Genomic DNA, 10,610 nt, shown 5'->3' with positions numbered 1-10,610 from the left:
ACGATCTCCACCGGATACACATCCGCACGCTCCAGCGCCTGCGCATGCGGAATCACCTCCCGATCCACGAACGACCGCACCGTCGCCAAAATCTCCGACTGCACATCGGTCAAACCTGCGGTCTGAGCCAGACGGGTCACGACAGCTTCCTTTCCAGTTCGGCCCCGGCCACCTGGCCGGTAGTGGTCTGCGCGATGTCCTCGAGGCTGCGCCGCCGCGTCTCCGGCGCGAGCACCACCACGGCGATCGCGCCGATCAGGCAGACCCCGAGCACCCCGAGGAACACCCCCTGCACGCCGGCCCCGGAGAAGGTGGAGCTGACGAGGAACGGCGTGACGATCACAGCGCCGCGCGCACAGGCGTTGGCCAGTGCCGAGCCTTGGATGCGCAGCTCGGTCGGGAACAGCTCGGGGATGTAACTCGCGATCTGCACGGAGATCGCGAAGCTCGCGAGGAAGACCCACGCGATCCCCGAGACGATCAGCTCGGTGGTCGACCGCGAGTAGCCGTACCAGATCCCGACCAGCCCCATGACGACGAACAGCACCGCGTTGATCCACTTGCGCCCGAGCCGGTCGCCCACGAGTCCGCCGATCAGGCAGCCGGGAACGGCACCCAGCTGCATGAACACCGTGATGGTGAGGCTCTTCTCCACCGATAGTCCCTGGCCGACCAGGTACGTCGGCACCCACGACTGGAACGTGTAGAACGCGATCTGGTTGCACACGGCGATCAGGATGCACGCCGCCGTGATCCGGCCCAGCGGTTTCCGGAACAGGGCGCGGAAGTCGGGCCGCGCCGACACCGGCCGCGGATCGGGGAAGCCGGCCGGCGGCTGCTCGGGCAGGTCGGGGTTGTACTTGCGGGCGATCCGGTAAGCCTCTTCGTGGCGGCCCCGGGACTCGAGCCAGCGAGGCGATTCGTCGAGGAACTTCACCTGCAGCACCCAGATCAGCGCCGCGGGCACACCGCACACCACGAACATGGCCCGCCAGCCCAGCGACGGGATCACCAGCAGGCCGGCGATCGCCGACGCCGGCAGCGCGAGGTTCACGACCATCGCGAGCACCCCGGCCCACGAAGCTCGCCGGCGGTGGGGCACGAACTCGTTCCACGTGCCGTAACCCGTGATCAGCACGGCCCCGAGCCCGAGTCCCGTGGCCACGCGCAGCACCGTGATCAGCCCGTGGCTGGGCGCGATCGCGGTGAGCAGGGTGGCCAGGCTGTAGAGCGCCAGCGAGTACAGGTAGGTCGAGCGCCGGCCGAACCGGTCACCGAGGTAGCCGGCGACCAGGGTGCCGACCAGCAGGCCGAACGACGTCGCCGAAAGCAGGAGGGCGTTCTGGCCCACCGTCGAGAACTTCGTGGCGAGCATGGCGGCCAGCACGGAACCCGACAGGTAGATGTCGAAGGCGTCGAAGAAGCCGCCCCCGCCGAGCAGAGCCAGCTGTTTCAGGTGCGGGCGCCCCACCCGGGCGCGGTCGAGGTGAACACCGACGGGGGTGGGGCCACGACGGGAATCGGACATCACGAACTTACCTCCGGCTCGACGTTGAGACACGTGGGAGAACTGCGGACCGGGCTAGCCCCGTCCGGTGACGCACACCAGGGCGTCGAGCGCCGTGGCACCCTCGCCCGGGCCGAAGACGCGCAACGGGTTGACCTCGGCTTCCAGCACCTCCGGTGCCGATTCGGCCAATGTGGACAGTGCGACGACGGCCGCGGCGAGCGCGGCCACGTCGCCGCTGGACCCGCGGTACCCGACCACCGGGGCGAGCCCCTTGACCTCGCGGATCATCTCGTGCGCGGTGGGGAGGTCCACCGGCGCGAGCCGCAGGCTCGAATCGCGGTACAGCTCGGCGGTGAGGCCACCGGCCGCCACCACGACCAGCGGTCCGACCTCGGCGCTGACCCGGTAGCCGACCAGCGCGTCCACTCCGGACGGTGCCATCCCGGTCACCAGCAGACGCTCGGCCACACCACCGGATCGGCCCACGGCCGAGGCGATCGCCCGGGCGGCTTCGACGAGCTCCGCTTCGCCGGAAACGCCGAGCACGACACCGCCGGCGTCGGTCTTGTGCGCGATCTCGGCCGAAAGCACCTTGACCGCCACCGGATACGGGAGCCCGGCGGGCACCCGACCGCGCAGCACCTCGTCGACCGGCACCTCGACAGCGGGCGGCGCGGAGATGCCCACCTCCCGCAGCACCCGGTAGGAGTCGAGCTCGTCGAGCACCTTCGGGGTGCCTCGAGGGCCGCCGGTCGACGGCCGGTACGCCAGTGCTCCCGGCCGCGAAGCCGCCGCGGTGATGGCCTCCACGATCGCCTCCGGCGTGCGGAAGGCCGGCACCCCGGCTTCGGCGAGCGCGGCGAGCGCCTCGGGCGCGTCCGGCACCGCGAACGCGGCCAGCGGCGTCGGGCCGCCGGCGCGCTCGGCCACCGCCCGCACCGCGAGCTCGGGGTGGAACCGGGCCGACGAGCCGACCACCATCACCACGAGGTCGAACTCGCCGCTGCGTTGCAGCTCGTCGAGCGCACCGCTGACGATCTCGTGCTTCGCCCCGGCGAGGGTGAGGTCCAGGACGATGCTGTCGGTGATCGGCGCACCCAGCGCCTGGATCCGCTGCCGCAGCGGCGCCGACGGCGCCCGCACCCCGATGCCCCGCAAGCCCAGCTGGTCGACGATGAGCGCCGCGCCGCCACCCGTCGTGGTGAGCACGGCGACGGAGAAGTCCGCGGCGCCCTTGCCGGCCGGCACGCGCTCCAGCAGCGCGGGAGCCTCGATCAGCGCCTCCAGGTTGTCGACCCGGCTGATGCGGCACGCCCGGAAGAAGGCGTCGGCCTCCTCGTCGGAGCCGGCGAGCGCACCCGTGTGCGACACCGAGAGCTGCGCGCCCTGCGCCGAGCGGCCGAGCTTGTAGACCACCACGGGCTTGCCGCGTTCGGCCGCGGCCAGCGCGAACTCGGCGAGCTGATCGCTGTGGTGCAGGGACTCCAGGAACAACGCGTACGAAGCGATCCCGTCGTCGTCCACTGTGGATAGACAGATCTCACCGAGGCTCAGGTTGGCCTCCCCGCCCGTGGACACCAGCCCCGCGAAGGAGATCCCGCGCTGCTTGCCCCGGGAGACCAGCGCGCCGATGACGCTGCCGGAGTGGGAGGCGACGAACACGCCACCGGGCGCGAGGTCGGTTTCGGCGAACGCCGCGTTGGCGGTGAGCAGCAGCCCGTTGCGGGGGTTGACCACCCCCAGGCTGCTCGGGCCGAGCACGCGCGTCGGGCCCGCCGCCGCGCGCAGCCGCGCTTCCCGCTCCCGTCCCTGCTCTCCTTCTTCGCCGAAGCCACTCGCGAGCACCGTCGCGACGGGCACGCCGAGGCGCCCGCATTCGCCCACCGCCTCGATCGCCTGCTCGGCACCGGTCATCACGTAGACGTGGTCGGGGACTTCGGGCAGGTCCGCGAGCGAAGGCCACGCCCGTTCGCCGCCCACCTGCTCGCGGCGCGGGTTCACCGGGTAAACCCGGCCCGTGAAGCCGGCCGAACGCAGGTACCGCAGCGGGCGGGAGCTCGTCTTCGCGGGATCGTCGGACGCACCGACCAGCGCGATGCTGCGCGGCCACAGGAGCGCTCCGGCCAGTTCACCGGTGGTCACCGTCATCAGCGGATCACTCCCTCGTCCACGAGAGCCGCGAGCTCCTTCTGCCCGAGCCCGAGCTCACCGGTCAGCACCGCCTCGGTGTCCGCGCCGAGCGCCGGCGCGGGCTCGACGGCTTCGGCCGGCGCGCTCGCCCAGCGCACCGCGCTGCGAGCGGCCGGCACCGGCCCGATGCCGGGCTGGTCGACTTCGTCGAGCAACGGCTCACCACCGTCGGCGGCTACTTCGGTGAGCGAGCGGTAGCGCTGCCACAGCACCGGCGTGTCCGCGAAGGCCATGGTGACGGTTTCGACGTCCCGCTCGGCGAACCAGGGCGCCAGCACCGCGACCAGCTCTTCCCGCAGCCGGTACCGGTTCTCCTCGACGTCGAGGTCGATCCCGGCGCGCTCGCCGAGGCGGGACAGCTGCTCGGTCGTGCCGGTCGCCTCCTGCAGCGCCCGCCACTGCCGCCGCGTCATCGCCACCACGATCACGTGGCGGCCGTCGGCGGTGCGGAACGAGGTGCCGAAGCTGCCGTAGATGTGGTTGCCCTGCTTGGGCCGGTCCCGCCCGGTCAACCGCGCCTCACCCAGCCACCCGAGATCGGCGACCGCGCCGAGCGCCACGTCGGACAGCGCGACCTCCGCGTAGCTGCCTTCGCCCGTCGTGGCGCGGTGCAGGAGGCCGGCGAGCACGGCGTTCACGGCCTGGCTGCCGGTGAGCAGGTCCCACGCCGGGAGCTGGTGGTTCACGGGCCCGTCGAGTCCGGCGGGCCCGGTCAGCTGCGGGACGCCGACCGCGGCGTTGACCGTGTAGTCGAGAGCCGGGCCACCGTCCGGCCGGCCCTGCACGCGGACGTGCACGAGGTCGGGGCGCAGCGCCCGCAGCCGTTCGTCGGCGAGCCAGTCCCAGCCGACGGTGTTGTCCAGCAACGTGCCGCGTTCCGTGACGAGCGCCGTCACGAGCTCTTGTCCCCGGGGCGAACGGAGGTCCACGGTGACGGATTTCTTGCCCTTGTTGAGCCCGGTCCAGTACAAGCTGCCGCCGCCGGGGGCGGGCGGCCCCCCGGGGGGGTGGGGCGCGCCGCCCGGCGGGGCGACCCCGGTTGCGGCGGCCCCGCGCCCCGCGGGCGCCCGCCCGCCGCTCCGCGTCGGGCGGCCGGGGCGGGCGGGCGGGCCGGGGGTGGGGGTTGTGGGGCTGGGGGGCCCCGGCCCCCCCCCCGGGCGGCGGGGGGGGGGGGGGGGGGCCGGGGGGGGGGGGGCCCCCCCCCCGCCGAGCGGGTCGACCCGGATGACGTCGGCACCGAGCCGCGCGAGCGCGAGCCCGCCCGACGGCGCCGCGACGTACGTCGCCACCTCCACGACGCGCTGTCCTCGCAACGGTTTCACGCCAGCTCCTGCAGGAACGACAGGTCGTCGAGGGCACGGACGGCAGCGATGATCTTCGCCGTCCGGTCCGCACCGAGCGACGGCGTGGACAGCCGGCGGAACTTCTCCTCCAGCGCCGCGTCGGAGACGGGGTTGTCCGGCTCGCCGTAGGGCTGGGCGACGCGCAGGCTCAGCGGCTCGGCGCCGTCGAGTTCGATCGTCACGCGCGCCGGGCGTTCCACCGGGTACACCGCCTCGGCCTCGGGGTCGGGCCCGACCTCGACCTTGGCCGCCAGCGCGCGGACGTCCTCCCGGGAATAGGCCGCGGCCTCGAACTCGGTCAGGCCGACCTCGCCCCGCAGCAGCGCGACCGCGACGGCGTGCGGAATGCTCATCTGCGCGCCGAGAAAACTGTCCACTGTGGTCGCGTTGTGGTGCGCCGCGACCGCGTAGGTGCCGACGGTGACCCGGGTGATCCGCGCGGCGTCGAACCCGGGTTCCGCGCGCAGCTCCAGCGCCGCGTCGATCGGGCCGTGCAGGTGCCGGCAGCACGGGTACGGCTTGACGTACGTGCGCAGCAACGCCCAGTCGCTGCCCAGGCCGTCGACGACAACGCGGGGGTCGTGGTCGTTGTGCGCGAAGGCCTCGAAGTAGCCCTTCTTCCCTTCCAGCACCCCGGACGGCCCGGTGAGCCCGCGCGCGGCGAGCTCCGCGCTGGCCAACGCGTCGCGCGCGGCTTTTCCGGCGTGGAGCCGCTTCACCTCGGCGTCCTGGCCGAGGAACGCGAACAGCCCGCCCGCGTGGGAAGCGGCAATGCCGAGGGCGTGCTCGGTCTGCGCGGCGTCGGAACCCAGCACCGTGGACACTCCGGCGGCCGCGGCGACGACACCGGCGAGCGGGGTGTTGTGGAAACCGTTGCGCCACGTCGCGGGGTGCCCGGCCGCGGCGAGCCGGCAGGTCAGCTCCAGTGCGACCGCGGCGCCGGCGAGCAGCCGTCCGGGCGGCGCGCCGTGGCGCTGCGCCGCCGCCAGCACCGCTGGGAACGCGACCGCGCTCGGGTGCACGCTGCCCGGCGTGTAGCCGTCGTCGACCTCGAGGCTGTGCGCGGCGGTGCCGTTGACCAGCGCGGCACCGTCGGCGGACAGCCAGCCGAACCCGACGGCCGTCGCCTCCGCACCGGGGTTGGCGACCGCGGCGTAGCCGGCCACCAGCTTCGCCACCGGGAACCGCGCGGCGGCGATGACGCCGCCCAGGTGGTCCAGCAGCAGGCGTTTGACGTGGGTTTCGACCTCGGCGGGCAGCGGCTCGTCCCGGTGCCGCGCGGCCCAGGCCGCGATCTCCGCAGTGGCCATCAGCGCACCGCCTCGGGGCGGCGCTGGCTGAACCGCGTGCCGAACACGTCCTGGGCGATGGTGTTGCGCAGGATCTCCACCGAGCCGCCCGCGATCATCCAGCCGCGGATGCGGCGCACGAAGTACTCCATCGGCAGGTCGGTCGAATAGCCCGCGGCGCCGAACGCCTGGAGGGCGTCGTTGGCGACGGCGAAGGCGACCTCGTTGGTGTGCGCCTTCGCGATCGCGGCCTCGATGGGGTCCGGTGCCTCGCCCGCCGCGTTCGCGACCGCGCGGAAGATGAGCAGCTTCGCCGAGTCCAGCTTGATGCGCATGTCCGCGAACTTCCACTGCAGGCCCTGGAACTCCATCAGCGGACGGCCGAACTGCTTGCGCTGCTTGACGTGCTCCACAGCCCGCTCGTACGCCGTTTCGGCGAGCGCCAGCGCACGCGAAGCGTTGCCGAGCCGCTCGACGCCGAAGATCGACAGCATGTTCTTCACCGCGTCCGCGTCGGCCAGCACGTAGTCACGCGGCACGCGGCAGTCGTCGAAGGTGAGCGTGCAGTGCTGTTCCCCGGACATGTAGCGCTCGGGACGGCCCTTGCTGAACCCCGGCGCGTCCACGGGCACGACGACGGCGCCGATGTCGCGCGTCCGCGGGCCGAACCGGCACCACACGACGGAGTGCGTGATCTCCGGGCCGTGCGAGTTCCAGCACTTCTGTCCGTTGAGGACCACCGAATCACCGTCGTAGCGCGCGGTGGTGCGCAGGTCGGTGAGCGCCGAGCCCGCCTCCGGCTCGCTCATGCCCGCGCTGACCAGGCCCTCGCCCTTCAGCAGTTTGGTCAGCACCTCGTCCTTGACGCGCTTCGTGCCGAAGTTCGCGATCTGGCGGATCGCGCCGAAGTTGCTCGCCTGCACCGCGTCGCCGCTGTGCGGGCACACCTTGGTGACGGCCTGCATGACCAGCACCGCCTCGAGGAGCGACGCCCCCTGGCCGCCGTCGGCCTCCGTGATGGTCAGGCCCGTGAACCCGTTGTCCGCCAATGTTTTCAGGCTGTCCCACGCGAACGAATCGTGCTGGAAGGCCCGGGCGCTGAACTCGCGCCGGGCGAGCGTGACCGCCGAATCCCGCAGCGCCTGCTGTTCGGGGGTGAGCGAGAAATCCATCAACTCTCCTCTGTGTCGATCGTGGCCAGTGCCGCGCGGACGTCCACGGCGGCCGGCCCGGCGAGTGCGGTGCTGAAGCTCGAAATCCGGCGGACGGCCCCGCGGTCACCACCGCCGGCGCGCACGCACGCCGCGGTTTTCTGTTCGACCTGCGCCAGCGTCAACGGGTGGGCGGGCGAGCCGGGCAGGTCGGCCCGGCGGCGCTCGACCGAACCGTCGGTGCGGATCAGCTCGACCTCGGCGGGCGCCATGCCGACCTGGGCCGGCAGGTCCTGCGCCACGTGGACCCGGGCGGCGAGCCGTTCGATCCCGGGATCACCGAGCACGGGCTCACGCAGGCTGGCGAGGTCGACGGTGCCGGTGCGCAGCGCGGCGGCCACCAGCCACGGGATCGAGAACTGGACGTCGGCCACCGGCTGTCCGCGCCACCGGAACGGCCGCGCCACCAAGGCGTAGGCCGGCCCGGCCGGCACGTGCACGACCACGCGGTCGAGGTCCCCGGCGCGCGCCCCGGCCACCGCGTCGATCGCGGCGTGCGTGTACCGGCAGGCGGGGTAGGGCTTGAGCGAAAGCTCCGTCACTTCCCAGCCGGGCGCGCGGATCTCGGCCAGCGCGCCGGCCGGGTCGCCGTCCGCGCGCAGGGCGAGCACGCCGTACTCGCCGTCGAGCCAGCCGACCGGCCCGTGGACTCCGCGCGCCGCCAGCAGCGCGGCGGAAACCCCGGCCTGCACGGCGAACGACGGCTGCAGCCGCTTGGCCGGCGAGCCCTCGGCGACGACCTGACGGGTCATCGCCGAACCCGTCGCGGTCAGCGCGAGACCGAGCGCGTGGGCGAACCGATCCGGCGGCAGGCCCAGCGTTCTCGCCGCCGCGGCGGCCGCACCCAGCGCACCGAGACCCGCGGTGCGGATCACGCCGCGTTGCGCGCCGATGGCCGCCGACACCCTCGCCAGCACCTGGACCCCGACGAGCACACCCGCGAACACGTCCGGCCCGGACCGGGCGTGCGCCGACGCCACCGCCAGCGCCGCGGGCAGCGCGACGCAACTCGTGTGCACCACCGCGGAATCGTGGGTGTCGTCGAAGTCCCAGGCGTGGATCAGCGCGGACAGGGCTGCCGCGGCCGCGGGGGCGGGCAGGCTCGCGCGCGTCCACGGCAGCCGCACCGGCCCTTCGCCGAAATCACCTTCCCAGCCGGACAGCGCATCCCCGACCCCCGGAGCGGTCCGGCCCGCGGCCGCGGTGCCGAGCGCGTCGGCGATGAGCACCTCGACCGCCCGCCGCTCGCGTTCCACGAGGTCAGCCGGGGAGACGGCGCTCAGCGCGCACACCCAGTCCGCCGCCTGGTCGTCCATCGCGGTACCTCCAGCTTCCTCGCGGGATCACCTGGCGACGGAGGTTACACATTTTATAAAATGCTGTCTATGCAATACGCTGAGCATCCGTCACCGAAGATCGGAGGAACCGGATGAACTCGACAGTCGGGGTGCTCGGCGCGGGGATCATGGGCCGGGGCATCGCCCAGGTCTTCGCCGCCGCCGGGCACCCGGTGGTCCTGTGCGACGTCGACCAGGAGACGGCCGAACGCGGGCGCGCCTCGATCCGCGCCGGACTGGAACGGGCGGCCCGGCGCGCGGGCACGCCGGGCGCCGTCGGCGAAACCGTCGACCGGATCACGGCGACCGCGGACCTGGCTGCCTTCGCGGGCAACGATCTCGTGGTGGAAGCCGTGCCCGAGGACCTCGAGCTCAAGCACCGGATGCTCACCGACGTGGCCGCGGTGACCGGGCCGGACGCGGTGCTCGCGAGCAACACCTCGGCCCTGCCGATCACCGCGATCGCCGCGGGGGTGCCCGGCCCGCAGCGCGTGGTCGGCCTGCACTTCTTCAACCCCGTGCACCGGATGCGGCTGGTCGAGATGGTCTGCGGGCTGCAGACCTCGCCCGCCACCGAGGCGGCCGCTCGTGAGCTGTGCGAGTCGGCGGGCAAGGTCGTGGTGCGGGTGGCCGACCGGCCGGGGTTCGTGACCAGCCGGGTCAACGTGATCATCGGCAACGAGGCGTTCCACATGCTGTCCGAAGGAGTCGCGAGCGCCGACGAGATCGACCTCGCCCTCAAGCACGGGCTCAACCACCCGATGGGGCCGTTCGAGCTGGTCGATCTCGTGGGGCTCGACACCCGGCTGTCGGTGCTGCGCGGGCTGCACACGTCACTGGGCGAGCGGTTCCGCCCTGACCCGCTGCTGGTCAGCCTCGTGCAGGCGGGCCGGCTCGGGCGCAAGACCGGCCAGGGGGTCTACCGCTACGCCGAGGACGGCACGCGGATCCCGGGATCGGAGAACCCGCGATGAGCGTGCGCACCGAACTCACCGGCCGCGCGGCGACGATCTGGCTCGACCGGCCGGGCAAGCTCAACGCGCTCGACCTCGAGATGAGCGCCGGGATCGACCGCGCGCTGGCCGGTTTCGCGGACAGTGCGCGCCCGCTCGTGCTCCGCAGCGCGGTGCCGGGCACGTTCGTCTCGGGCGCGGATCTGACCGAACTCGCTCAGCGCACCCGGCGCGAAGCTCTGCAGCGCGTGAACCACCGGCTCTTCACCGCGCTCGAGGAGTACCCGTGGCCGACCATCGCGGTCGTCGGCGGACACGCGCTCGGCGGCGGCTGCGAGATCGCGCTGGCGTGCGACTTCCGGCTCTCGTCGACCACGGCGACGTGGGGCCTGCCCGAAGTCCGGCTCGGCATCATCCCGTCCGCGGGCGGGCTCTTCCGCCTGCCCCGCGTCGTCGGGTGGTCCGCCGCCAAGCGGCTGATCTTCACGGGCAAGCGGATCGGCGCGGACGAGGCGCTGGCGATCGGGCTCGTCGACGAGGTCGCCGACGACCTCGACGCCGCGGTCGACCGGCTGCTCGACGAACTCGGCAAGGCCTCGATGACGGCGGTGCGCTACGCGAAGGAGGCGGTCCACGCTCCCGGCGACCACCGGCGGATCGCCGACGCCGCACTGCAGGCGCTGTGCTTCGAGAGCGACGAGGCGCGTTCGCGCTTGGCGCGGGCGACGCGCAGGTAGTCTGCACTTTGCACAATGTGAAGCATCGAGGGAGCTGGCC

9 protein-coding genes are annotated in these 10,610 nt (G+C 73.1%); 2 read left to right on the top strand and 7 right to left on the bottom strand.

Annotation, left to right across the window (positions count from 1 at the left end; all coding sequences use genetic code 11):
- The 7 genes from ACIA77_RS35715 to ACIA77_RS35685 all read right to left on the bottom strand — a co-directional run.
- The coding region (locus ACIA77_RS35715; protein ID WP_395890484.1) for an acyl-CoA dehydrogenase family protein at positions 1-140 on the bottom strand (140 nt) is incomplete at its 3' end.
- Positions 137-1,528 (bottom strand): MFS transporter, encoded by a 1,392-nt coding sequence (locus ACIA77_RS35710; RefSeq protein WP_395890476.1) that lies wholly within the window; start codon positions 1,526-1,528, stop codon positions 137-139. The genes ACIA77_RS35710 and ACIA77_RS35715, both read right to left, overlap by 4 nt.
- A 54-nt stretch (positions 1,529-1,582) precedes the next feature.
- Positions 1,583-3,658 (bottom strand): acetate--CoA ligase family protein, encoded by a 2,076-nt coding sequence (locus tag ACIA77_RS35705; protein ID WP_395890475.1) that lies wholly within the window; start codon positions 3,656-3,658, stop codon positions 1,583-1,585.
- Positions 3,658-5,022 carry a CoA transferase gene (locus ACIA77_RS35700; protein ID WP_395890474.1) on the bottom strand — a complete coding sequence of 455 codons (1,365 nt, stop codon included), beginning with the start codon at positions 5,020-5,022 and terminating at the stop codon, positions 3,658-3,660. Before ACIA77_RS35700 ends, ACIA77_RS35705 begins: the two co-directional genes overlap by 1 nt.
- Complete coding sequence (locus ACIA77_RS35695; RefSeq protein WP_395890473.1) at positions 5,019-6,353, bottom strand: MmgE/PrpD family protein; 1,335 nt, start codon at positions 6,351-6,353, stop codon at positions 5,019-5,021. The genes ACIA77_RS35700 and ACIA77_RS35695 overlap by 4 nt, the downstream gene beginning before the upstream one ends.
- Positions 6,353-7,504, bottom strand: coding sequence for an acyl-CoA dehydrogenase family protein (locus tag ACIA77_RS35690; protein ID WP_395890472.1), 1,152 nt, complete (start codon positions 7,502-7,504; stop codon positions 6,353-6,355). Before ACIA77_RS35690 ends, ACIA77_RS35695 begins: the two co-directional genes overlap by 1 nt.
- The gene (locus ACIA77_RS35685; RefSeq protein ID WP_395890470.1) at positions 7,504-8,859 is read right to left on the bottom strand and encodes an MmgE/PrpD family protein; all 1,356 of its coding nucleotides are present in this window, start codon (positions 8,857-8,859) and stop codon (positions 7,504-7,506) included. Before ACIA77_RS35685 ends, ACIA77_RS35690 begins: the two co-directional genes overlap by 1 nt.
- Before the next feature lie 113 nt (positions 8,860-8,972).
- Here ACIA77_RS35685 and ACIA77_RS35680 point away from each other — a divergent pair, with 113 nt between their 5' ends.
- Complete coding sequence (locus ACIA77_RS35680) at positions 8,973-9,854, top strand: 3-hydroxyacyl-CoA dehydrogenase family protein (RefSeq protein WP_395890469.1); 882 nt, start codon at positions 8,973-8,975, stop codon at positions 9,852-9,854.
- The gene (locus ACIA77_RS35675) at positions 9,851-10,570 is read left to right on the top strand and encodes an enoyl-CoA hydratase/isomerase family protein (RefSeq protein WP_395890467.1); all 720 of its coding nucleotides are present in this window, start codon (positions 9,851-9,853) and stop codon (positions 10,568-10,570) included. The genes ACIA77_RS35680 and ACIA77_RS35675 overlap by 4 nt, the downstream gene beginning before the upstream one ends.
- Positions 10,571-10,610: the final 40 nt, after the last annotated feature.

This window comes from Amycolatopsis sp. NPDC051903 (assembly GCF_044452505.1).
Classification (GTDB): Bacteria; Actinomycetota; Actinomycetes; order Mycobacteriales; family Pseudonocardiaceae; genus Amycolatopsis.
This window is presented reverse-complemented; position numbering and strand designations above follow the sequence as displayed.